This is a genomic window from Chryseosolibacter histidinae, assembly GCF_018598225.1.
In the GTDB taxonomy this organism is placed as follows: Bacteria; Bacteroidota; Bacteroidia; order Cytophagales; family Cyclobacteriaceae; genus Chryseosolibacter; species Chryseosolibacter histidini.
Genome location: NZ_JAHESF010000018.1, coordinates 58,434 through 81,890 on the forward strand (window position 1 = coordinate 58,434; position 23,457 = coordinate 81,890).

The window sequence follows — 23,457 nt, forward strand, 5'->3', positions numbered from 1 at the left end:
AAATGGATTCTTCAAGCAACAAACATCACCCATTATCCACCGCCGGCGTGCTCATTGCACTGGGCATTATTTATGGAGACATCGGCACCTCTCCCATCTATACACTAAAGTTCATTGTCGGCAACCGTGTGATCACCGAAGACCTCGTCTATGGCGGACTGTCATGCATTTTCTGGACGCTCACGCTCATCACCACGTTAAAATATATTTACCTGGCACTAAATGCCGACAACAAAGGTGAAGGAGGGATCTTTGCCCTCTATGCGCTCGTGAGACGGTACAAGGCCAAGTGGGTGATCTATCCGGCCATTATCGGATGCTGCACCCTGATCGCGGATGGTTTCATCACACCGGCCATCAGTGTCTCTTCAGCGGTGGAAGGATTGCGCCTACTGTATCCTCAGATCCCCACCACCAGCATTGTTATCGCCATCCTGCTTTGCCTTTTCATTTTTCAGCAGTTCGGGTCGGCTGTAGTAGGAAGAACTTTCGGGCCGATCATGTCCGTGTGGTTTGTGATGCTGGGCGCTTTCGGCACGTATTACCTGGTGCAAAATCCGGTGATCCTCAAAGCCATCAATCCTGCTTATGCTGTTGACCTGATCATTAACTATCCCCAGGGCTTCTGGCTGCTGGGCGCTGTCTTCCTCTGCACCACGGGGGCTGAAGCGCTTTACTCCGACCTCGGCCATTGTGGCAAGGGCAACATACGGGTGGGCTGGGGCATGGTCAAGATCTGTTTACTGCTGAACTATTTCGGCCAGGGCGCGTGGCTGCTCACACAACAAGGCAATACCCTCGGTGAGCTGATCCCGTTTTATGCCATCATGCCGCAGCAGTTCCTCATCATCGGCATCATCATCGCCACCATGGCCACCATCATCGCCAGCCAGGCCCTCATCTCCGGCACGTTCTCGCTCGTGAACGAAGCCATCAAGCTCAAGCTCTGGCCTTCCTCCAGGGTTCGGTATCCGAGCGAATCACAGGGCCAGATGTATATCCCCGCCATCAACTGGATCCTGATGATCGGAAGCATCGTTGTGGTGATCGTCTTCCGCGAGTCGTCTGCCATGGAAGGCGCCTACGGACTTGCCATCACCGTGAACATGCTCATGACCACTTCCCTGCTGGTGTACTATTTCACCACGGCAAAAAAATCGAAGCTCCGGTCAGCCATGCTGGCGGTTGTATTCTTCTCGCTGGAAGGTATGTTCCTCGCTTCGAACCTCGACAAGTTCAAACACGGCGGATGGTTCACTTTTGTGATCGCGTTCCTCTTCTTTGTAATGATGTTCATCCTGCTGAAGGCGCGCAACCTGCGGCAACGCCACACCGAGTTTGTCGACCTCAGGCACTACGAGGCCATGCTGAAAGAGCTCCAGGATGACCAGAGCATTCCCAAGGAAGCCACCAACCTCGTTTACCTGTCGGTGGCTGACAGTCGCCGGTATATCGACTCCAACATCATCTACTCGATCTTCAAAAAAAGACCGAAACGCGCCGACGTATACTGGTTCGTACACGTGGATACCGTGGACAGTCCGTTCACCAGCAAGTACGTTGTAGACACCATCATTCCCAAGCGATGTTTCTTCGTGCGCATAAAACTGGGATTCAAGATGCCGCACCGTGTGAACACCCTCTTCAACAGGATCATCCACGAAATGGCCGATGCAGGAGAGATCGATCTAACGAGTCCGTACCCCGCCCTGCACAAGTACAGCATGATGGCCGACTTCAAGTTCGTGCTGCTCCATTCGTGGGCATCCGCCGACAGCGAGATCTCCAGCTTCGAACGGCTGGTCATCACCGGATACCGCGCCATCAAAACCATCAGCCTTTCCACCGAAGAAATGTATGGCCTCGAAGCCGCCAACATCGAAGTTGAAAAAGTGCCGATCCAGGTAGGGCCTACGGCGAAGGTGAAAGTGAAACGGGAAAGGGATTAGTTACCAGTTGCCGGTTACCGGTTGCCAGTTTGTACATCAGAACTTCATTTTTGCAGATCGTTGATCCATTGACTCGGCCCAATCGCTCCTTCGCGCGGAAGTTTCTTCCGTGCGCTCACAAAGAACTCATTCGTAGCCATACCACGATGCGGAAGTTTCTTCGGCCACCCGCCCAAAACCGGCAACCGGTAACTGGCAACCGGCAACCTTCCACCGAACTTTAAACCTCAAACCTTAAACTTTCCTGTCCGGATTCTGAAACCCGCGTTGTCTTTACCACATGAGGCAACTTCTATACATGGCAACGCAGGCGATCCTGTGGAGCGCTTTTTCACAACCCGGTCCTTCGCCTGTTTTACTTCGATTTCACAGGCAACATCGACGGCTTGCTGGCCTCCACCAGTGCCAGCATTACACACAGGCTGATCCCGCTTTCGATCCAGTGCCAGGGCGTATCACCCCTCTGGACCGATTTCCCGGGCAACCACTTCAAATGGAATCCGGGAGTGGTGTATGCTTTTTGAATTTGTTTACGGAACTTGTAACGAGGCGCCACGTACCTCATACCTTACTTTAAGATCATTCAATACCGATTCTATATGGAAAAATTCATGCTGATCATCCGCGAAGACCTGAAAAAGCTGAGCCGGCTCACGGACGAAGAACGGTTCTCTAACATCCCCGAGCAGTTGAAATGGATCGAGTCCATCGCTGCCGCGGGAAATTACATTACTGGCGAACCCTTGGCCATAGAAGGCAGGTATGTGAGCAGGAACGATGTGTTGTCTGACGGGCCCTTCATTGAATCGAAGGAAGGGGTCAGTGGTTATGACATCATCCTGGCAGAGAACATCAACCAGGCTGTTTCCATCGCGCAGACGTGTCCGCTGGTGATGAAGGGCGTTGCCGTCATAGAAGTGAGGCCGATCCAAAACATCGATGCATGATGGACCCGGTGCAGCAGGAAGCCGACAGGTTATACAAAGCACATTTTGGAAAGATGGTTGCCTCGCTGCTGTATTCCTTCCGCGACATCGACCCGGAAACCGCTGAAGACCTTGTACACGACTCCTTCTCCGCAGCCCTCACAACCTGGAGGCTGCAGGGCATTCCGCTGAATCCCGCCGGCTGGGTCTACAAGGTCTGCAGAAACAAAACCCTGAACCAGCTCAAAAAAGAAAAACGTACGGAGGCACTTGACGAGCACACCCTTGCAGGATCGGCTGAAATGAGATTCTCTGAGTCAGTGCTCGATGACCAGTCGCTGAAACTATTGTTTGCCTGCGCCCATCCCGACCTGTCACCCAAAGTGCAAGTAGTAATCACGTTGAAATATGTGGCCAACCTCAAGGTGGAAGCCATTGCGGGAAGCCTGGCCATGACCATCGATGGCGTGGACAAACTTTTACTTCGGGCCCGGCAAAAGATCAAAGATGAAAAGATCCTCCTGGAAGAACCGGCAACCCCAGCCTTGAGCGCACGACTCTCCAGCGTACACAAAGTGATCTACCTCATCTTCAACGAAGGTTATAAATCATCATGGGGCACGGAGATCCTGAGGGAAGAGCTCTGCGAAGAAGCATTGCTCATGAACAAGGCCTTACTCGACAGCGCACTGGGAAACAAGGAAACGCTGGCACTCCACGCGTTGATGCTGTTCAGCAGCGCCAGGTTCAGGTCCAGGTTCGGGGCTTCCGGTGAGCTGATCGATTTAGAAAATCAGGATCGCACCCTGTGGAACAAAGAGCTGATAGCCCTCGGCTCCCACTACCTTCACCAATCAAGAAGCGACACTGTATCCAAGTATCATCTCGAAGCCTCCATCGCGTGCCTGCATTGCATGGCCGAAAGCTTCCACACCACCCACTGGAAAACCATCGCAGCCCTCTACGCACAGTTGCTGCACGGAACGCCCAATCCCTTCATCGCGCTCAACCACGCCATTGCGTTGTATCATGCGGGAGAAAAGTCGCGTGCCTTCGAGATCCTTCACGAACTCCAGAGACATCCCTTCCTCGGGCAGTACTACCTGCTCAACACAGCCCTGGGAAAATTCCACCACCTCGAAGGCAACGATGCCGCAGCCAAAGAATACCTGCTGAAAGCGCAGCGGCAGACAAACTTTGAAAAGGAGAAAGAGTTCATTCAGAAGATGATCGATGAACTCGGAGATGTTGCCGGTTGCCAGTTGCCTGTTACCAGTTGAGACTGTGCAAAATATCACGCGTGATTACCGTTTGATAGGCTGATAAAAATCCACTTCGAAGCACACTCTCCAATGCGGAAGTTTACTTCCGCCACCCGCACTAAACTGGCAACCGGTAACCAGCAACCAACTACCCAACCGGTAAACGAAACGTAAACCTGCTCCCCTTTCCCACCTCGCTTGTAACACCAATCTCTCCCTGCTGTGCTTCGATGAATTCTTTGGAGATGGCCAGTCCCAATCCCGTGCCGGAAGGTGTACCGGGTACCTGGAAGAATTTTTCGAAGATGCGGTTGAGGTACTTCTCTTCGATGCCGGGGCCGTGGTCTTCCACTGAAAAGCTGATGGCTCCATTCGAGTGGTCGCAGCTGAGTATGATGCGCTCATTTTCCGGGCTGTAGCGGATGGCGTTGGTCAGGAAGTTCACCAGCACCCAGGTGGTCTTGTCAACGTCGGCCTGGATCGGGGGCAGATCGCCTGCAGCCTGAACCTCGATAGCAACGTGTTTTCGTTCGGCGTGGAATTTCACTGCTTCAACTGCCATGGTCAGGATATCTTTCGGGTCGGCTTTTCGGATGTTCAGCCTGATGTTGCCGGTCTCCACCTGAGAAAGGTCCAGCAGCTCGTTGGTAATCTTTGACAGGCGTACGATCTCGTCTTCAAGCGTGGAGACAATGTTGCGCTGCTCGTCGTTGAGCGAGCCGATGCGGGCGTCGTTTAAAAGTCGTGAGCACATTTGCAACGAAGCGATGGGCGTTTTAAGTTCATGCGAGATGGTGGCGATAAAATTCGTCTTGGCCAGGTCCAGCTCTTTGTACGGGGTGATATTCTTCAGCAGGATCACCTGCCCGATCTTCACGGCATCCTTTTCACCCGTGGGCGTATGGCTGATGTTGATCGATTCTCTGGAGAAGTAGTTTTCCTTACCACCGACAATCGCCTTGATCAAAGTGCTTTCATGGGCGCCAGCGTTTTCGCGGATCAGGCTTCGGAACAGGTCGTTGTTCACGGCGATATCGGGGGCATAGTGATTCAGCACGTCTCTGCTGGTGAGGTGCAGCAGGCTCAATGCCTGGTCGTTGGCAAACACCACCTTGTCATGCTCATCCAGCCCGATCACCGGGTCGTTCATTCTGTTGATGATGGTCTCGATGCGTTTTTTCTCGAACAGGATCTTCGCCAGGTTGCTGTGCTCATACTCATCGAGCTTCTCCGCCATCTGGTTAAAGGCTTCAGCGAGCTCCTCAAATTCGTCCTTCCGGTCGAAGTGAAGTCGTTCTTCATAATCTTTGTTGGCGATGGACTTGATACTCCGCGTCAGCTGCATGATCGGGTTGGCGATATATCCTGGGAAGTTGATAATGAACGTAAAGGCCGCCAGCGTGCAGATCGTACCGATAATGATCAGGTAGGTAGTGGCGTCATGCGCTGTATTTTGTGTGACTTCGTTTTTGCGGATGATGGCCTGCATGTTCAGGTCCTGGATCGCCAGGCAGATGTTCCTGATCCGCACAATGCAGCTATCGGCAATACCGGTATTTTTCAGTCTTTCAAACGCCACCCTCAGCCTGTGGGTCAGCTCCCGTTCGCCGGCTTCTGTAACATTGTCTTCCTGGCGCCTCAGGTTCGATTCTATTGCGCCCAGGGCCCTCGTGGAATCAGTGCCAAGACTGTCGCACACCTCGATGATACGTTTGGTATATTCAAGCGTTTCATAGTTATCGGTAAGGATGTTCTTCGAATCGCTGGTTAATGCCTTGAGGTAATACAACCCCATGCCGCCCACCGTAACGATCACGATGAATAGAAAGGCTACACCCAAAGCTACTTTTGTTTTGATGCTCATGATAGTATCACTAAATCAATATCTGAATCCGAAAGCCTGTTCAGCAACTGGTTAAAAACGTTGGTCTTCAGGATCACCTGCCATAATGTTAAATGCGGTTTCCCGATGCAGACCGTGGTGATCTCCTTCTCTTCGGCTACCTTGGCGATCGTTGATGGAATGCTGTTGCTTTTGACCTGGATCACTTCTGCCCCCAGTTCCGTGGCCGTCTTGAAGTTGTTGATCAGGTGCCGCTGCACCGATAATTTGATCCGGTCCGAATTTTCACGTCCGGTCTGCACGTACAGCACATACCACTTCGAGTTATAATATCCCGCGAGCCGCGCCGTTTTGCGGATGATCTTCCTGGCAGTTTCATGGTTGCTGCTAATGCAGGCAAGGAACCGTTCGTGGCGCAGTTTAGTGTTGACAGTCACTTCGGTGTCAACCTTCCGCTCCACCTGCGACGCAACTTCTTTCAGCGCCAGCTCGCGCAGCTGAAGGATCTTTTCGGACTGAAAGAAATTCCTGAGGGCGATCTCGATCTTGGAAGCATGATAGATCTTTCCTTCCCGGAGGCGGGTGATCAGCTCATCGGCGGTCAGGTCTATATTCACCACTTCATCAGCCAGCTGCAGCACACGGTCAGGCACCCGTTCCCGCACTTCGATGCCCGTGATCAGCCGAACTTCTTCATTGAGGCTTTCAATGTGCTGGATGTTGACAGCGCTGATCACATTGATACCGGCGTCGAGGATCTCCAGCACATCCTGCCATCGCTTCTCGTTCTTGCTTCCTTCAATGTTGGTATGGGCAAGCTCATCGACGATCACAACTTCCGGGTGTACGTTCACGATCGCCTGCAGGTCCATCTCCTCCAGCTCCTTGCCTTTGTAAAAGACTTTCCTTCGCGGGATCACGGGCAGGCCTTCGATCAGGTCGTGCGTTTCTTTCCGGTTGTGTGTTTCAATGAACCCGATCTTCACGTCTACACCATTCTTCAAAAGACTGTGCGCTTCCAGCAGCATACGATACGTTTTTCCAACGCCGGCGCTCATTCCGATGTAGATCTTGAACTTCCCCCGTTTCGACCTGCGGATCAGGTTGAGGAAATACGCCACTGATTTTTGTCTATCTTCCATCGAACAGTTTTGAGCAGTACGTCTCAATGCTCTTTTCGAACATCTCCGGTCTTGTTTCAGGCTGACATCTTCGCTTTAAAATTACGAAAAAGGCCTTTTCACCTTCTATAAAAAGTAGGCAGTAGGCAAAAGCAATAGGCAGCAACCGCGGTGCCGAAGCGCCTAACTTATTAAATCATAGCCCCTTAGCAAAAGCACTCGTCAGCAGACCCTGCGGAATCTGCATGGTACCATTCCGAAACGAAAGGTTTTTTAGCAACGATCGATGAGATCCAGGTGAGAAATCTCCATGGTATGAATGTTGCCCATGACGCATTCGATTTTTGATTAACTTTACCGCGATTACCGCATGATAAATATCCTGATCATTGATGACGAAGAGAACCTTCGGAAGCTGCTGTCGCGGGTTGTTGAGCTGGAAGGTTATCATGTTTTGCAGGCCGGGTCGGTGAGGGATGGATGGAGGATCCTGAATAAAGAATCCATCCAGGTGGTGATCTCCGATGTCAGGCTTCCTGACGGCAACGGCGTTGCGCTCACCCAGAAGATCAAGAAGGAATTCCCATCTGTTGAGGTCATCGTACTTACCGCTTATGGCACCATTGAAGACGGCGTGAAGGCCATGAAGAACGGTGCTTTCGATTACCTGACAAAAGGCGATCACCAGGAGAAGATCATACCCCTGCTCAGCAAAGCGTCGGAGAAGGCCGTGCTTCAGCAAAAGGTGTCTATGCTCGAATCGAGGCTGCAAGAAAAATTCGGCTTCGACAATATTCTGGGCAAAAGTCCCATCATCCTCCAATGCATCGACCTGGCGCGAAAGGTCTCCGGTACAGCCACCAACGTGCTGCTGCTGGGAGAGACCGGAACAGGAAAGGAAGTTTTCGCGCAGGCGATCCACTACGAGAGTCCGAGAAAAACAAAATCGTTTGTAGCGCTCAACTGCAGCGCTTTTCCGAGAGACCTCCTCGAAAGTGAGTTGTTCGGCCACGCGGAAGGTGCTTTTACGGGCGCCACAAAATCCAAACGGGGATACATCGAAGAAGCGCATGAAGGCACGTTGTTCCTGGATGAGATCGGCGAGATGAACATCGACCTCCAGGCCAAGCTGCTGCGGGTGCTGGAGACCGGAGAATTCTACCGCGTGGGTGAAAGTAAATCGCGAAAAGTAAATGTGCGGTTCATTGCCGCCACCAACCGGAACCTGGAAAAAGATTCAGACGCGGGCGCTTTCAGGAAAGACCTGTTCTACAGGCTATCGGTCTTCACGATTATGCTGCCTCCGCTCCGTGAGCGCGCAGAAGATATCGGGATGCTCGCCGATTATTTCATCCGGCAATATTCTTTGAAATCCAACAAACGCGACCTCACGGCCACCCCGGAGTTCATCAAAACGCTGAAACAACATTTATGGAAAGGTAATATCCGCGAGCTGAAGAACGTGATCGAACGAAGCGTGATCCTCGCGGAAGAAGAATTATCGCCTGCCCTGCTGCCCGCCGATTTTCTGGTCGATACCGATGCGAACGCGCTGGATCTTGCCTCTATGGAAAAACAGCATATCAGGAAAGTGCTCAATCATACAGGAGGTAATAAAACGCAGGCAGCGAAACTGCTGGAGATCGGTCTTACCACGTTGTATCAGAAGATCAAGGATTATAATCTCTGAGACGGAGAGTCCACGGTCCACGGTCGACAGTCCACGGCCGTCAACCCTTTCTACGAACAGTCGTCGGACCACTGACAGCGCGCATGCCACTGCGCAGTGGTCTGACGACTATCAGCCTCAAAAACTCACCGCCAGTGACGTTGCAACGAACGTATTGTTTTTAGAACTTCCTGTGCCTTCCACAAAGACCTCATCCTTACTGCTAAAACTCCTCACCTCAACTCTCCAAAGCGCGTTAGGTGATATCTGGTAATCGAAATTAGCAGAGACACCGATAGTTCTGAATCCGTTGGGCGTACAGGTCGGAATGATCACACCGTTCTTATCATCATAGTACTCTCCACGCACTGCAACGGCTACCTTATCGCTTACCTTATACCGGGCGATCATTATCGGACTATACCATGCGTTGGTGGCGCTGCTTTCGGGACCCTTCTCTTCAACGCCATAGTCGAATCCAACGATGAGGCCAAACGCGTCGGAGATCCGGAACATGCCATAGAAGTTGTGAAAGTAACGCATCTGCCTTGCACTGTCAGCTTTATCAGTGCCGATGAACGAGCTGCCGTTCAGCGTTACCTTATCGGAAGGTTTGAAAGTGATCTGCGTACCGAACGATAGAAGTGAATTTCCTTCCACCCGCTGAATGCGCTGCCAGCCATTGAGCACCAACCCGGACAGGAACCATTTTCCATTGTCAGTTGTGTAAGAGACCTTGGCACCGGCTTCATAATACGGTGTGTTATCCGCCAGGATGCTCCTGGTCAGATTCCAGCAATCCTTGCCGACAGCACTTTCAAAGCCGATGTGCGAGCCAAAGATCCCGGCATCTACCCAGAGATTTTTCGTGGACGATAGTTTCACACCAGCGTTGGCTTCGAAAACATTTTTCAGTACACCAGGTTCAGCTACAAGATTCGCGTTGGCGTAAGTGCCCGCCATCAAGGCAAGGTTCGCTCTGACATTATCCGTGTTGTAAGAGCCCCTGACAAAACCTAGGTTCAGGTTGACCTCATTGTGCCGGTTGTAAGAATACACAAAACCAGGTCGTGTATTGTTCTCCGGTTTGTTGAAATCATAAACGTAATAAGTTTCAAGGTATCCGTTCACTGAAAACGGTGAAGGCTTCTGATCGTCCTGTGAAAAACAAAAAGTGGTAAAGGTTAAGGTAATCAGAAGTGTTAGATGTATTTTTTTCATACTTGGTTTGAGGCCGGAGTGCAGAATTTAGAATATAGAATCTAGTATTTAGAACGTTTAGTATTATGGCGTACATTCTAAATTCTAACTCCTAAATTCTATATTCTATTTTCAAAAATCATTTCAATTCATCTAATGCAACATTGAGTTTCAGCACATGTACTGTGGAAGGGCCGAATAATCCGAGATACGGTCCTTCGGTGTGCTCATCGACCAGCGCCTGAAGTTTGTCTGCGCTGATATTGCGCACCCTGGCAATTCTTGCGATCTGGATCTTTGCCGCTTCTGGTGAGATATGCGGATCCAAACCACTGCCGGATGCCGTGACAAGGTCGGCAGGGATCTGCGCTTTGGTAACACCAGGATTGTGTACCAGGAACGTCTCGATGCGGGCCTGCACGGTGGCAAGATATTCAGCGTTGGAAGGCCCCTTGTTGCTGCCCGCCGATCCCGCAGCATTGTAGTCTACAGCGGAAGGCCTGCCCCAGAAGTATTTGTCTTCCGTGAACTTCTGCCCTATCCTTTCATAACCGACAACCTTTCCGTTGACGATGATCGTTTCGCCCTTTCCTCCACCCGGCGCCGCCTTGCTGACGATCGATATGAGCAAGGGGTACAACACTGCAAGAATGAGCACCAGCACCAGGGTGAGCTTGATGGATATTTTAAGATTCTTTTTCATATTCGTTTCTTTGATACTTTCAAATGAATAAACCCAGCAGCATGTCGATCAGCTTGATGCCGATAAAGGGTGCGATGATACCACCCAGGCCATAGATGAAAAGGTTTCTCCTGAGCAGGGCCGAGGCCCCGATCGGTTTATACGCCACGCCGCGCAACGCCAGTGGTATCAGCACCGGGATGATAATGGCGTTGAAGATGATAGCTGCAAGAATGGCCGACTCAGGGGTCTTCAGGTCCATGATATTCAGTGCCTGCAGCGCAGGAATGGAAGAGATGAAAAGCGCCGGCACAATGGCGAAGTATTTGGCCACGTCGTTGGCGATGGAGAACGTAGTGATCGTTCCGCGCGTGATCAGCAATTGCTTGCCGATCTCAACCACTTCAATGAGCTTGGTGGGATCGCTGTCGAGGTCAACCATGTTGGCGGCTTCCTTCGCTGCCTGCGTTCCGCTATTCATGGCCACCCCTACGTCGGCCTGGGCCAGCGCGGGCGCATCGTTGGTACCGTCGCCCATCATGGCCACAAGCTTGCCACTGGCCTGCTCCTGTTTGATGTAGTTCATCTTGTCTTCAGGTTTGGCTTCAGCGATAAAATCGTCCACACCTGCTCTTTCGGCAATGTATTTTGCCGTGAGCGGATTGTCGCCGGTAACCATAACGGTCTTCACGCCCATCTTGCGAAGCCTTTCGAAACGTTCGGTGATGCCAGGTTTGATAATATCCTGCAGCTCGATGGCACCCAAAGCCTTGTTGTTCTCGGCAACCACCAGGGGCGTTCCTCCATTGGCGGAGATCTTTTCAACGATCGCCTTAAGATCGGCCGGGAAAGGATTCCCATTTTTTTCAACGATAGCCCTGATGGCATCATAAGCGCCTTTGCGGATGATCCTGCCATCGAGATCAATGCCCGAGGTCCTGGTATCGGCAGAGAACTTGATGATCCTCGAATTCGGCAGACCATACGTAAAGTCTGACTGGCTGCCAATGGTAACGGGGTGCCGGTATCCTTTTACTGCCGCGAGCTCAACGATGGATTTTCCTTCGGGGGTTTCATCCGATAATGAAGCAATGGTGGCGCTTTCGATCAGGCTGTCAACATCAGCACCGTTGGCCGGATGAAATTGCGTGGCCTTCCTGTTACCGATCGTGATGGTTCCGGTCTTGTCCAGCAATAAAACATCAACATCTCCGGCGGTCTCCACAGACTTGCCGCTTTTCGCGATCACATTCGCGCCCAACGCCCTGTCCATACCCGCAATGCCGATGGCCGACAACAGGCCGCCGATGGTGGTGGGGATCAGGCACACAAAAAGTGAAATGAAGGCCGCAATGGTGATCGCCGTGCCTGCGTAGTCGGCATAAGGCTTCAACGACACACATACAATAGTAAAGATCATGGTGAAGGCCGCCAGCAAAATTGTGAGCGCGATCTCATTCGGGGTCTTCTGACGGCTTGCGCCTTCCACGAGCGCGATCATCTTATCGAGGAAGGTCTCTCCCTGCGAGGTGGTGACGCGTACCACGATCCGGTCCGAAAGCACTTTCGTTCCACCCGTCACAGATGACTTGTCACCACCAGCCTCACGAATCACCGGAGCCGATTCACCTGTAATAGCCGATTCGTCGACGGTAGCGATGCCCTCGATGATCTCCCCATCCATGGGAATGGTATCACCCGCCTCGCATATGAATACGTCACCTTTTTTCAATTGAGATGACGGCACGCTATGCACGCGGTTTGAATTTTCCGAAAACACCTTAGCTTGTGTGGTCTCCCGGGTTTTACGCAGACTCTCGGCCTGTGCCTTACCCCTTGCTTCGGCCAGTCCTTCCGCAAAGTTGGCGAAGAGCAGGGTGATCAGCAGGATGACGAACACCGTTACGTTGTACCACAATGCGCCCTGCGTTGCATCACCCGTGAAGAGCTGATTCAGCACCACGAGCAACATTACGAGCGTGCCCAGCTCAACCGTGAACATCACCGGGTTCTTCACCATCAGCCTCGGGTTCAGCTTGACGAACGACTGCCTGACGGCCGCGTTTACCAGTGCGGGTTCGAATAGTTTTATTTGACGTTTTCTTGTCATAACTCAAATGTTTTTAAGGTAAAATATTCAGCCAGTGGTCCGAGTGCCAGCGGCGGGAAGTACGACAGCGCGGTAACGATGATGATCACAGCAAAGGTCATCATGCCGAAAGTGAACGAGTCTGTGCGCAGTGTTCCGCCTGCCTCGGGAATATATTTTTTATTCGCCAGCATGCCCGCGATGGCAACGGGACCGATGATGGGAATGAACCTGCCCAGGATCAGCACAAAGCCGCTGGTCACATTCCAGAAAACATTGTTGTCACCAAGTCCTTCGAAACCACTCCCATTGTTAGCGTTGGCCGACGTATATTCATAAAGCATCTCCGAAAAACCATGGAAGCCAGGGTTATTCAGCCAGCCCGACGGTTTCACTGCCCACGCGATGTCAGGATGATGGGCAACCATATATGCGGCCAACGCCGTAAATCCTTTGGTAAGCAACGCGGTGAACAAAGTCACGATCATGGCGATCTTCACTTCACGCGCTTCTACTTTATGTCCCATGAACTCAGGTGTGCGGCCTACCATCAGCCCCGAGATGAACACGGCAATGATGATGTTGAGATAATAGTTCAGAATGCCCACGCCACAGCCACCGTAAAATCCGTTCACCATCATGCCCAGCAGCTGCATCATTCCCGAGAGCGGCATCGTACTGTCGTGCATCGAGTTCACCGAGCCGGTAGAAATAATGGTGGTGATGATGCTCCAGTATGCGGAAGCAGCGGGGCCAAACCTCACCTCTTTTCCTTCCATGGCACCGGTTGCCTGTGCAATTCCCATTTTTTCGATCGCCGGATTTCCGTTGAGCTCCGAAACGATCGTCGGGATCAGCAGCCACAGCATGCCCACCGTCATCACTGTAAAGATCACGTAAGCAAATTTTTTATTCCGGATGTAGAAGCCCAGCGCGAAGATCATGGCCACAGGTATCACCATTTGCATCACCATCTCCAGGATGTTGGTGAAATAGTTAGGGTTCTCCAGCGGGTGCGCCGAGTTGGCGCCGAACCATCCGCCGCCATTGGTACCCACGTGTTTGATGGCGATCATTCCCGCAGCAGGTCCTCTTGAAACCAGAACGGTATCGCCTTGCAACGTGATGATGGAGTCTTTACCCTCGAAGCTAGCAGGGGTACCGTTGAAGGCGAGCAGGATCGCCCCGGCAATACAGATCGGCAACAGGATCCTCGTATTTGTTTTGACAAAAATGCTCCAGAAGTTCCCGAGGTTGCGGGTGGTTTTCTCTTTCAGTCCGTTGAACAACGCTACCAGGCAGGCGATGCCCGTGGCGGCACTCACAAACTGAAGGAAGGTGACCACCAGCAACTGGGTCAGGTAGGTCACACCTGACTCGCCGGAGTAGTGCTGAAGATCACAATTCACCAGGAAGCTGATGGCCGTATTGAAAGCAAGATCCGGTGTCTGTCCGGGGTTGCTGTCCGGGTTCAGTGGAAGTTTATCCTGATACAGGAGCAGAAAGAAAGCATACACGAGCCACACCAGATTGATGGTGAGCATCGCTTTCAGGAACTGCTTCCAATCCATGGCCTCGTTCGGATCGATTCCGCAGAGACGATAGATGGAACGTTCTACCGGAGCCATAAAATCGGTGAGGGTCTTTTCGCCCAGGAAAACTTTTGAGATGTACTTGCCCAGCGGATAAGCAAGCAACACCGTGAGAAGGAACATGAAGATTATACCCAATATTTCTGTGTTCATAAGATCGGCGTTAGAATTTTTCAGGTTTAATCAGGACATACAGCAGGTAACAAAACACTGCTATCGACAAAATGAATAATGCAATGATCATGTGGCAGGTTTATATTTTTTCGAAGTAATCAACCGCCCTGAAGAATAAGGCAAAGCAGAGCAGGCATGAGATCAGTAAAAGGATTGTCGTCATATGATTTGGTTTTATAATTCAGACTCCGCTGGCGTAATGCAGCCGGGCATATTCCATTCGCAGCTCCTTCGGCATGAAGGGTTCGATCCATTTTCTGGCGGCAGGTTGCCGGTCCATCGAGTTCGATAAAGTGAACAGGTAAACATTCACAACGCCGTTCTTCACGGTTGCATTTCCATCCTTGAAAAGTTTGCAGGCAACAACCAGGAACTGTTCCAGCTTTTTGAATTTGCCTTCGTCGCATAATTTCAGCGACACCTCCGCGAAGGCCTGGATGGATCTGTAAAACTGGCGTGTGTGATGCGGGTCATCGTTGCATTCAGGAACTGCGCCGTCCAGCATAACAAGGGCTATTCTTTCGGTTATCATAACATTCTCGGTTTGATGCCACCGGAATAGCAACGCCCCTGCCGAAAGCCGTAAAAAGCTCAATTACAGGTGATTAAGAAAAATCGCAGAACGAGCACCCTACTGAATCCGTAGTGTGCCTTTCAAAATCGGTAGTTGATACGTCGGGAAATGAAGAGCAGAGGTTTTGAAGACGGCTTCGGGCCAGATCAGGGTGCACCGTTCGATGCGCCATGAACTTGCATCGCACAGATCACGATCGAGCGTGGCGCATGTCCCTGTTATTCACATAACCCACGGCTTCACGTGGGTTATGCACATTAAGCCCTTTTTCAGAGCTTAAATACAGTTAGTAAACTAACGAGATGAACCAAAGTTCCAATTTGAAATGATAACCAGATCTGTGCATTCTCTCTATGAATTTAAGAAAGTGTCTGGTATGTCCGAGCCCTGGAAGGGCTCAATGTATTTTCACGTGCCACAGGTGTTCCGGATCGGGGTACGCTTTTTCTGGCACGTAACGCACATATCAGATCAAGGCGCTATTCTAAGCTGTCAGATGCTGCCAGATCACATCATACACTTCGGTAGACTTCAACTCCTTCCGGGGTTGTTGCTGATCCGTGATGAGCACGGGATGAAATGATGACGGTGTATGAACGCTGCCGTGGGAACCTTTGATGAGCGTAGCATCGAGGGGAATAACATCCATCACATAGCGGAGCGCTGCTTTTTTACGGAGCAGCTTGTAGGCCGCGCGCAGTTTGGAAGTCATGAACATCTCTACCGGATCGTAGCCAGGTTTCTTATGGATGTCAACCACCCTTGCGTAATCCGGAGCCTTGCTGTCGTCCATCCAGAAATAATAGCAGAACCAGCTTCTTTCATCCGCTACTACTACAAGATCGCCGGCCCGTTCATGATCGATGTTGAATTGACGCTGCGCTTGCCGGTCGAGCACAAGCGCTACCCCTGGTACTTTCTCGATGGCGCTTCTCACCTTCGACGCGATCTGCGGATCGTTGAGATACACATGCGCTACCTGGTGATCGGCAACAGCAAAGGCTGCGGAAGCACCGGCATCGAGTAATTCAAGACCCCGCTCCACGCGGATTCCCAGCCAGCCGTTCTCGCGCAACACGCGATTGAGGTATATCGGACGGTCTACATTGACAATACCATATTCCGACAACAAGATGATGCGCGCCCCGGCTTTGGTATAGTGAGACACCAGTTGCTCGACCACGCTATCTATTTCACCTAACTCCCTGGATATACGTCCAAAATCCTGTCCGTATTTCTGAAGGCAATAATCGAGGTGCGGAAGGTAGATCAGCGTTAAGGTCGGGTTGTATTTTTCGTCTGTGATCACCGATGCGTCAGCGATCCACTGGGTGGACTTAATGTTCGCCCCCGGTCCCCAGAACTGGAATAGCGGAAAGGTGCCCAGCTCTTTTTGCAGATCATCACGAAGCGCGGCAGGATGTGAATAGCAGTCTGGCATTTTTCTTCCGTCCGCCAGGTAGTTGGGACGTGGCGTCACTGAATAATCAGCGGTGGAGTACATGTTGTACCACCAGAACATCTTCGAACAGGTGAAGGAAGGATCGATGCGTTTTGCCTTGTCCCAGATCTTCTCTCCTGAAACCAGCTTGTTGGATTGCTTCCAGAATTTGATCTCGCAGTCTGTGCGGTCATACCATCCGTTTCCCACAATACCGTGCTCACTGGGCCATTTGCCCGTCACGTAGGTCGACTGCACCGATGTGGTCACGGCAGGCAGCATCGGCTGGATGGTATGCACCGATTTGTTCTGCGCATATTTTTTAAGAAAGGGCGTATGCTCGCCGATCAATCCGGACGAAAGCCCTACAATATCGATAACAACTGTTTTTTGCATCGCGATCTTTTATCTAGTCAGCCTCATTCAAATAACCGATCACCCACTCCATTTCCCGGATGATCGATTCTGACAACGGCAATTTCAAGGCATCGGGCAACACTTCCCACGTATAGGTTTCCACTTCAAGGTGGCCTGTAAACGGCTGCTGACACTGAATGGCCAACACGTCGCGGATATCGTCCTGCGTAGACTTCAGCACCCCGTAATCCTGAACGAACAACGGCACGTGAAAGTGCGAGCGCCATTCTTTCACTGACGCATGGCCTGCATCAGCAAGCGCTTCCGGGAGATCAGGATACCGGACCAAAGAACCATCGGCCAGGCGGGCCACTACCTGGTGCAGGTAGGTAGACTCGTTGAACTGACGGAACGCTTTGGCTACTGGCTCACGCTCCGCCGGATTGGGCATTACAGCCTTGAGGGCAGCGCTGATCTGGATCTTTCCTACTTTTATTTTTTTGTCCCTGAGCTGACGGATCACAGCAGCATGATCTTCATATCCCACCGCGAAGTGGCATACATCGTAACAGAGCTGCAGGTGCTCCCTGATCACCTGTTCTGCTTGCGCGGCGCTATACCCTGATCGTCGCTCCAGGTATTTTTTACCTGTCGGCAGCAGATACTGTTCATACCAGTCGAAAAACCCAGGGCCGCTCTCCAGCAGGCCGTCGGGCTCCGGTTCTACATCGAGGTGAAGAAGCTTTCCGGTCTTTTCGCGGATCATGGCCAGATGGGCGATAACCTGCAGCATGTGCTCCGTTGTTTTTTCGAAAACAGCCTGCTGCTGATCTGCTTGATGCCAGTATTTGTACGAGAGCGGTGACGTGGAGATACCACCTTCCATTCCTTCGGGCAGCAGCGCTGTCAGAATATCGAATAAACGGATCGTGTAGGCAACGCGATCAGGTGTGGTCCAGTCGGGCGCATGCACCTGGTCTTTCACGCGTGTGTTGTGAAATCCGCCATAGGGAAATCCGTTCATGGTAAAGACGAAACAATTTTCCTGCTTCAGCCAATCCTTAAAGATCTGAAGCTCGTTTCCCTGGAGCTGAAGGCTGGCCTGGTTCGACAGTCGCAGTCCTATCCCGAAAGGTTTGTCTTTACTGATCGTTTTTTTGATGCCTGGAATGTTCTGCCGCAAAGCAGCAAAGTGATCGTTCCAGCTTTCTCCTGCATGAATGTTGGTGCAGTAGGTCAGGTATCCGTGAGGTGTACGCATCGCCGATGATTTTATGATCTTCTCTTAGCGGCTGCTGAGGTCCTTGAGCCATTCACTGGCTTTCCGGATCAGCGCGCTGTCCATTTCGTGAACTTCTTCTCCTTTACCGATGTCGTTGAGCAGGGTGATGGTGAGCCTGCCTCCGAGGTGCTCGCGAAATTCCTCGAGCCCCAGCAACAGCGGACTTTTATCATCGCTCACTTCCAGCAACGGATGGGTGATGCCAAGTCCCAGCACCTGGTGTAATTCCAGGATCTGGTCCAGTGCTTCCCTGCTTAACCTTCCGCTCAGGTGTGAATATACACTGTCGAGGGCGATGCCGATGGCCACCGCTTCACCGTGACGGATGTTGAAGCCGGCGAGCTGCTCGAGCTTATGTGCGCTCCAGTGTCCGAAGTCCAGGGGCCGTGCCGAGCCCATTTCAAAAGGGTCGCCACTGCGGATGTGCTGCATGTGAAGGTCGGCGCAACGTTTGATCAGGTACTGCATGGCCGGCATATCACGTTTGGCCAGCAGCGTTGCGTTCTGCACCAGCCATTGAAAGAACGGTGCGTCTTTGATCAGCGCTACTTTGATGGCTTCGGAGATGCCCGAGCGCCAGTCGACCTCTTCGAGCGTTGTTAAAAAATGAAAGTCGTTGAACACGGCCACGGGTGGCGCAAATGTTCCCAGGAAATTTTTCTTCTTGAAATAATTGATGCCGTTCTTCACCCCTACGCCTGAATCATTTTGTGAGAGCACCGTGGTGGGGATCCGGATGTGACGGATGCCACGGTGTGATACTGCAGCCGCGTATCCCGCAAGGTCGAGCACCGAACCTCCGCCGATCGCCACGAGATACGAATGCCTGTCGATCTTCCGGGTGTTTACTGCGGCAACGATCTTATGAAATAACGCTTCGTCGTTCTTGGCCTGCTCGCCGCCGGGAATGATCATCTCTTCCACAAGCTGAAGTGACGGAAAACCCTTGAAGTAAGACCTGATACCATTGATCAGATCCGGGTGGTGTGCCACGACTCCTTCGTCGAGCACAAAAAAGACCTTGGGTGGTGTATCTTTTTTCTTTTCGCCTTCGATGAACTTGCCGAATGCCGGGTTTTCCGGGCTGAAGAGATGGGTGGTGAAAAATACTTTATAATCAAACCTGACACTGAACGACTGCTGCAAAAAATCCATAAGGAACGTTCCCTCGTAAAATTTCAATTATCGCTAAAGTTACGAGTAATCGCCGGAGGGGCATCCACCCCCTGCATATTTTTTATGGCCGGATCAGGTCACAGCAAACAGCCTGGCCAGGAAAATGGATACGGGCAGGAGCAGCACGATCCCCAGGGCCAGGTAAAAAGCACCAAACGTGGCTGCCCAGGCCGCATTCATCACGATCAATGCAATAACGCCAGCTTTTACGGCTTTACCGATGTTCTTGCCAACAGGCTCACGGAACGCTTTCAGCAACGGCGGAAAAATGAGCAGCACCAGGATCAGCAGAAAACCTGAAGCATAAACGACGTTACCCAACAGCACGGAAGAATACAGGATCGACGCGATGACGACCAGGTACAGGAACGCAGCGATGAGCATGGTTTTGCTTTTGCCACCATGAACTTCGCCCTGACTGATGAGCGTGATGGCTGCAATATAAAGCACGGGCACCACCGCCAGCGCCCGGAATTCCTCCAACGCGAAAGGCACAAGGCTCATGCCCAGTAAAAGATTCAAACCCCGGCAGAGGCCCATGTTCAACGGACCGGCCACACGGTGATGCTTGGACCACTTGTCATAGACCAGCGCAGCAATGGCGATAGCAAGGGCAATAACGCCTGACGGATAGACAGCCACTGCCGCGGCGGCTACGATACCCACGATCAACAAAAAGGTTCCTAACAACGCAGCCTCTTTTTCCCTGATCAAACCACTGGGGATGGGACGTTCGGGCCGTTCAACACGGTCGAGCGCTGCATCGAAAAAATCATTGAAGACAACACCGCCACCGTACAGGCCGATGGTAGCCACGATCAGTAAAAGAACTGATGGAAGCTCGTGCGTTCCTCCGGTGTACCAGGCGATGGCAGCACCTCCGAGTATGTCGGAGATCGCCGTAACAATGTTGGCGGGCCGCGTGAGCCTCAGAAATCCAATCAGCTTTTTCAACTTAACGAATGATCAAAGAATCTTTATTGATGCGAGGTTGTTGTCCTCCGCGCAAAACAGTATTGCCCTGAAACTTGAGGCTCTGGTCGATCTGCTGTGCGGCAGCAAAATCCGCTTCATTGAGCTGACCACTCTGGCCGAAAGCTGTGATGGCATTCTTATAAGTAACGAGGTGGATCGTTTCGTCGGGGATGCCGTGTTGCTTCATCAGCGCTGCAGTTTTCGGAACTGCCAATGGATCGCTGATGCCCCAGTCGGCTGCGGAGTTGATCATGATCCGCTCGGCGCCATATTTCTTCACCACTTCCACCATTCTTTCGTTGCCCATTTTGGTGAACGGGTAGATCGTAAAGGCGGCCCAGAAGCCACGGTCGAGCACTTCTTCTACGGTCTCCTCGTTGTTATGGTCGACGATAACAAATCCGGGATCCAGCCCGCAGTCGATGGCAATATCCATGCTGCGCTGGGTACCGCGCTTCTTATCGCGGTGTGGCGTATGGATCTGTACTGGCAGCGATGCTTCTTTGGCCAGCAGCAACTGAAGCCTGTAGTACTTTTCTTCCGCGGCGGTCTGGTCATCGAAGCCGATCTCTCCCACACCTACCACTCCCTCCTTGTAAATGAACAGGGGCAGGATCTCCATCACTTGCTCTGCCAGCGCTTCGTTGTTAGCCTCGCGTGAGTTGAGGCCGATGGTGCAATAATGTTTGATGCCGAACTGCGATGACCTGAAACGCTCCCATCCGATCAGGCTGCTGTAATAATCCTTGAAGGTAGCCACACCTGTGCGCGGCTGTCCCAGCCAGAACGCAGGCTCGATGAGGGCAACCACACCGGCATCCGCCATGGCCTGGTAATCATCCGTTGTGCGCGAGGTCATGTGAACATGCGGATCGAAGAATTTCATACCTTTTATACTTTCCAGGTACAAGGGAATCTCCACCCGGGGTTGGAGATCCTTTTCAGTTAAGTCATGACTGCAGCACATAATTTCTTTTCGTTTACATCTATCAGATTACAACATACAAATATGAACGATCCTCACGGATTCTTTTCGAGTTTTTTCGCCAGGTCATTCCAGGTCATCCCGCTTTTTACGATGGCCTGGAGCTCTGTATTTTTCTCCAGCAGGTCGCGCGCGGGGGCATAAGCACTCTGCGCACAGGCCAGCGCGGCGGCCTCGCGTTCTGAAGCTCGTTCTGACAACGCGATGCGCCGGATATCCGGGAAGATCTTTTCGTTGATGAACCTGGCCACACATCGCCAAAGCATGGGATGAACGGCGCGGTGGGCAGCCCATCGCTCATGGGCATAGTCAGATAACGTATTGGCCAGTTGCTGGTTCGCCCGCTCATCCAGTCCCACGATGCGGTGGATCGGTTTTTCTGTAAAGATCGCCTTCAGCACCAGCTGGTTCCATGCCGGCTCATCCAGGTTTTCGGCGGGAAAAGGATTGTCGCACATGATCGATTCGAGCACATCGGCAATGTTGCTGCGAATACCTTCTGCACAACGGCTGCGCCAAAGCGCGGGATAGGCCAGCAGCGGCAGCGACGAATACAAGGCCACCTGCTCGCTCATCTCTGCCGTAGGAAACATGGTCTCTATGGTGCGAACATATTCATCCTGCTTTGTGGCATCGAGGTGCATCAAAAGCCAGACTCGGCTCAAACGATCGATGGTCCAGTGCGTGATAGCAAGGTTGGGACGAATTCTCAGGATCTCTGCCTTTTCAGCGTCCGACAGCACCACAGGCTGCTTCCCTGTTTTACGCGGCGCCGCGCCAAAAGCCATCATGAAGTCCTGCGTATTTCCGCCGTTGATCCGGGAAGCCTTTTCTTCAAGCCAGCGAAATGTATCGGCTGAAACATGACGTTTGATAACATCTGCCAGCCTCGATCTCAGGGAATTTACATCGAAAGAGAATACGGCCGATCCTCTCTTCTCTTCACTCGTCTGCATTCTCAAATGTAGCAAAAAAGGGGAATTCCGAAGAAGGTACGATCCCGATAGCTATCGGGAACGAGGTACGAAGTACGTAGTAAGCAGCCCTCAACTGAAACCCTGGCGACCGGGAAAGCACGTACCTCGTACCTTTCCCGAACGTCTTATTTAAGCAGTGACGAGATCTGATCGCCGATCTCCCTCGCCTTCTGCTCCGCCTCTTTCATTGGCAAACCGGTCTTCATACCGGGGCGAGTATGGCCTGTGGCGGTAAGCCACGCATCTTTCATCAGTGCCTGGCGTTGTGACACCAGCTCGAAGATGCGCTCGTGGTTGGGGTTTGTTTTCAGGAGCGCTTTTACATCAGCGGCATTCTCAGCATCATGCTCACCGAGGTACAGCAAAATGTTTTTGGCGATGACCCAATGGCCTTCGTCGCCGGGATGAACCGCGTCTTTCGCCAGCACGAAGGTTGAATCTGTTTTTCTTCGGTCGTCGAGATACTTTTTCATGGGCCAGTGGATGTCGGCCACTTCCCAGCCAATGCGCCTTTGTTCGAGCAGCCAGTTGCTGTAGGTGTCGAGCACTGCCTCATAACCCGGATGTTTGCCGCTCTGCCCGTCGAATACAGGAGGTGTAACGTGAATGATCTTTGCACCGCTTTTTACCACGGCATCGTGCAGCCAGTGAATGCCGTCTTTGTATTTCTGAAAACGATCTTCATCCAGCGGAAGGTAAATTCCATCGTTCATGCCATAACAGGCGAAGACGAGATCGGGTTTGGTTTGTGCCAGCACGCGGGCGAGGCGCTCGTGCAGGTCAGGCCTTGGAAACTTGCCACCGGCATGACCCGGCTCCGATAACCCGGAGACGGTTTCACTCGGCAGCCCCACGTTGATGAATTCGATGCTTCGCTGCGGGTAACGCGTGACAAAATAGGCTTCCAGGTCTGTGATGTATTTTCCCGCGTAGGTGATGCTGTTACCCAGGAAAAGGATGCGGTGAACCTCCGCCCTGCACTGGGTCAGAACTTCCGCCCTGCATTGTGTTAGAAATAATGCACAAATAATAAAGATAATTTTCCTCATAACTTTGGAGCCAGGGCGGAAGTTCAAGTTTGAAGTTTCAAGTTACAAGTTTCAAGTTCAGCTGCGATTCCGGTTGGTTTACTCCGACAAAGATTGCTGGCTGACGTTGACCTGAGGGACACCAACTTTAAACC

General features: G+C 51.9%; 19 protein-coding genes. 4 read left to right on the plus strand and 15 right to left on the minus strand.

Annotated features, from left to right (window positions below):
- Nucleotides 1-2 precede the first annotated feature (2 nt).
- From KK083_RS18220 to KK083_RS18230, 3 genes are all read left to right on the plus strand, one after another.
- Nucleotides 3-1,949, plus strand: coding sequence for a KUP/HAK/KT family potassium transporter (locus tag KK083_RS18220; RefSeq protein WP_254165697.1), 1,947 nt, complete (start codon nucleotides 3-5; stop codon nucleotides 1,947-1,949).
- A gap of 599 nt (nucleotides 1,950-2,548) precedes the next feature.
- A complete protein-coding gene (locus tag KK083_RS18225; RefSeq protein WP_254165706.1) occupies nucleotides 2,549-2,896 on the plus strand; it encodes a YciI family protein in 348 nt (115 codons plus the stop codon).
- Nucleotides 2,893-4,155 carry an RNA polymerase sigma factor gene (locus tag KK083_RS18230; protein WP_254165714.1) on the plus strand — a complete coding sequence of 421 codons (1,263 nt, stop codon included), beginning with the start codon at nucleotides 2,893-2,895 and terminating at the stop codon, nucleotides 4,153-4,155. Before KK083_RS18225 ends, KK083_RS18230 begins: the two co-directional genes overlap by 4 nt.
- A 130-nt stretch (nucleotides 4,156-4,285) precedes the next feature.
- Here KK083_RS18230 and KK083_RS18235 read toward each other — a convergent pair whose 3' ends face one another.
- Nucleotides 4,286-6,001 carry an ATP-binding protein gene (locus tag KK083_RS18235; protein ID WP_254165724.1) on the minus strand — a complete coding sequence of 572 codons (1,716 nt, stop codon included), beginning with the start codon at nucleotides 5,999-6,001 and terminating at the stop codon, nucleotides 4,286-4,288.
- Nucleotides 5,998-7,122 carry a sensor protein KdpD gene (locus KK083_RS18240; RefSeq protein ID WP_254165726.1) on the minus strand — a complete coding sequence of 375 codons (1,125 nt, stop codon included), beginning with the start codon at nucleotides 7,120-7,122 and terminating at the stop codon, nucleotides 5,998-6,000. The genes KK083_RS18235 and KK083_RS18240 overlap by 4 nt, the downstream gene beginning before the upstream one ends.
- A 349-nt stretch (nucleotides 7,123-7,471) precedes the next feature.
- On the opposite strand from KK083_RS18240, the gene KK083_RS18245 reads away from it, so the two are divergent.
- Entirely contained in the window at nucleotides 7,472-8,791 is a 1,320-nt protein-coding gene (locus KK083_RS18245) for a sigma-54-dependent transcriptional regulator (RefSeq protein ID WP_254165728.1), read from the plus strand.
- 117 nt (nucleotides 8,792-8,908) lie between these two features.
- Here the strand turns inward: KK083_RS18245 and KK083_RS18250 are convergent, their stop codons facing one another.
- The 13 genes from KK083_RS18250 to KK083_RS18310 all read right to left on the minus strand — a co-directional run bounded on the left by KK083_RS18250 (nucleotide 8,909) and on the right by KK083_RS18310 (nucleotide 23,323).
- Complete coding sequence (locus KK083_RS18250; protein WP_254165730.1) at nucleotides 8,909-9,991, minus strand: porin; 1,083 nt, start codon at nucleotides 9,989-9,991, stop codon at nucleotides 8,909-8,911.
- Between the two features lie 118 nt (nucleotides 9,992-10,109).
- On the minus strand, nucleotides 10,110-10,673 hold the full coding sequence (locus tag KK083_RS18255) for a K(+)-transporting ATPase subunit C (protein WP_254165732.1): 564 nt from the start codon (nucleotides 10,671-10,673) through the stop codon (nucleotides 10,110-10,112).
- A gap of 19 nt (nucleotides 10,674-10,692) precedes the next feature.
- Nucleotides 10,693-12,762, minus strand: a complete 2,070-nt coding sequence (gene kdpB, locus KK083_RS18260) for a potassium-transporting ATPase subunit KdpB (RefSeq protein ID WP_254165739.1) — start codon at nucleotides 12,760-12,762, stop codon at nucleotides 10,693-10,695.
- Nucleotides 12,759-14,486, minus strand: coding sequence for a potassium-transporting ATPase subunit KdpA (gene kdpA / locus KK083_RS18265; RefSeq protein WP_254165748.1), 1,728 nt, complete (start codon nucleotides 14,484-14,486; stop codon nucleotides 12,759-12,761). Before kdpA ends, kdpB begins: the two co-directional genes overlap by 4 nt.
- A 10-nt stretch (nucleotides 14,487-14,496) precedes the next feature.
- On the minus strand, nucleotides 14,497-14,577 hold the full coding sequence (kdpF, locus tag KK083_RS18270) for a K(+)-transporting ATPase subunit F (RefSeq protein ID WP_254165900.1): 81 nt from the start codon (nucleotides 14,575-14,577) through the stop codon (nucleotides 14,497-14,499).
- A gap of 111 nt (nucleotides 14,578-14,688) precedes the next feature.
- Entirely contained in the window at nucleotides 14,689-15,039 is a 351-nt protein-coding gene (locus KK083_RS18275; protein WP_254165750.1) for a DUF7674 family protein, read from the minus strand.
- Between the two features lie 526 nt (nucleotides 15,040-15,565).
- A complete protein-coding gene (locus KK083_RS18280; RefSeq protein ID WP_254165752.1) occupies nucleotides 15,566-16,918 on the minus strand; it encodes an alkaline phosphatase family protein in 1,353 nt (450 codons plus the stop codon).
- Nucleotides 16,919-16,931: 13 nt separating this feature from the next.
- Nucleotides 16,932-18,140 carry a metabolite traffic protein EboE gene (eboE, locus tag KK083_RS18285; protein ID WP_254165760.1) on the minus strand — a complete coding sequence of 403 codons (1,209 nt, stop codon included), beginning with the start codon at nucleotides 18,138-18,140 and terminating at the stop codon, nucleotides 16,932-16,934.
- A gap of 24 nt (nucleotides 18,141-18,164) precedes the next feature.
- Entirely contained in the window at nucleotides 18,165-19,316 is a 1,152-nt protein-coding gene (locus tag KK083_RS18290) for a 3-dehydroquinate synthase (protein WP_254165902.1), read from the minus strand.
- 93 nt (nucleotides 19,317-19,409) lie between these two features.
- Entirely contained in the window at nucleotides 19,410-20,291 is an 882-nt protein-coding gene (gene eboC / locus KK083_RS18295; protein WP_254165768.1) for a UbiA-like protein EboC, read from the minus strand.
- A 1-nt stretch (nucleotide 20,292) separates the two neighbouring features.
- Entirely contained in the window at nucleotides 20,293-21,279 is a 987-nt protein-coding gene (locus KK083_RS18300) for a TatD family hydrolase (protein WP_438834726.1), read from the minus strand.
- Between the two features lie 53 nt (nucleotides 21,280-21,332).
- A complete protein-coding gene (locus KK083_RS18305) occupies nucleotides 21,333-22,253 on the minus strand; it encodes an EboA domain-containing protein (RefSeq protein WP_254165786.1) in 921 nt (306 codons plus the stop codon).
- Between the two features lie 146 nt (nucleotides 22,254-22,399).
- The gene (locus KK083_RS18310; protein WP_254165788.1) at nucleotides 22,400-23,323 is read right to left on the minus strand and encodes an SGNH/GDSL hydrolase family protein; all 924 of its coding nucleotides are present in this window, start codon (nucleotides 23,321-23,323) and stop codon (nucleotides 22,400-22,402) included.
- Nucleotides 23,324-23,457 lie beyond the last annotated feature (134 nt).